The 1,212-nt window shown below is 70.2% G+C and carries 1 protein-coding gene; it reads right to left on the bottom strand.

Going from position 1 to position 1,212, the window contains the following annotated elements:
* A partial coding sequence (locus tag ACZ4NB_RS38710) for an acyl carrier protein (RefSeq protein ID WP_467667752.1) occupies window positions 1-1,212 on the bottom strand: 1,212 nt, incomplete at both ends.

The raw sequence follows: 1,212 nt of genomic DNA, 5'->3' as shown, positions 1-1,212 counted from the left end.
TGGTTCACCGCCGTGCCGCGTACCACCGCCAGCACCGGATGGCCATTGCGCCGGGCATCCGACAACCGCTCCACCAGCAGCACGCCGACACCCTCACCAAGAGCCGTACCGTCGGCGGCGTCGGCGAAGGGCTTGCAGCGCGCGTCACCGGCGAGGCCACGTTGCTCGCTGAAGTAGGCGAACGTGCCCGGGGTGGACATCACGGTCACGCCACCGGCCAGAGCAAGTGTGCACTCCCCCGACCGCAGGGACTGCACCGCCCAGTGCAACGCCACCAACGACGAGGAACACGCCGTGTCCACCGTCACCGCCGGCCCCTCCAGGCCGAGGACGTACGAGAGCCGTCCGGAGGCGATGGCGCCGGAGTTGCTGCTGTGCGCGTAGTCGTGATGCATCATCCCGGTGAAGATGCCGGTCGCGGACGAGCGCAGCGTCAGCGGGTCGATGCCAGCACGTTCCAGCGCCTCCCACGCGGTCTCCAGCAGCAGCCGCTGCTGCGGGTCCATGGCCGCCGCTTCGTTGGGGCTGATGCCGAAGAAGCCCGGGTCGAAGTCGGCCGCATCGTGGAGGAAGCCGCCCTCACGGACGTACACGGTGTCCGGCCGTTCCATGCGCGGGTCAAAGAGCCGGTCGATGTCCCAGCCGCGGTCGGAGGGGAACTCCGATATCGCGTCGCTCCCTCCTTCGAGGAGCTTCCAGAGGTCCTCGGGAGAGCGCACATTCCCGGGGTAGCGGCAGCTCATCGCGACGATGGCGATGGGGTCGTCGTCCGCCGCGGTGTGGGCCGCAGGCGCCACGGCGTACGCCGAGTCACCGCCGGACAGCTCATCCACCAGGTATTGGGCCAGGACCATCGGGGTCGGGTGGTCGAAGACCAGCGTCGCCGGTAGCCGCAGCCCGGTGGCCTGCGCGAAGCGGTTGCGGAACTCCACCGCCGCCAGTGAGTCGAAGCCGAGGTCGCGGAAGGCCCGCTCCGGCTCGACCGCCTCAGCACCGGAATGACCGAGGATCGAGGCGGTCTGCGTACGGATCATATCGAGGAGAAGAGCCTGCTGCTCCGTGCGCGGCAGCCGGGTGAGCCTGTCCTTCAGACCGTCCGCACCTGGCGCCCCGCCGCCCGCCGTCCGGCGGGTGATGCCGCGGGTGAGTCCGCGCAGTATCGGGGGTGTGGCGTCAGCGGGGGCCGAGCGCAGATCCAGCCGGATCGGCACC

This window comes from Streptomyces sp. NPDC026575, assembly GCF_055567415.1.
The sequence above is the reverse complement of the archived record's forward strand: the minus strand, read 5'-3'. Positions and strand labels throughout refer to the sequence as shown.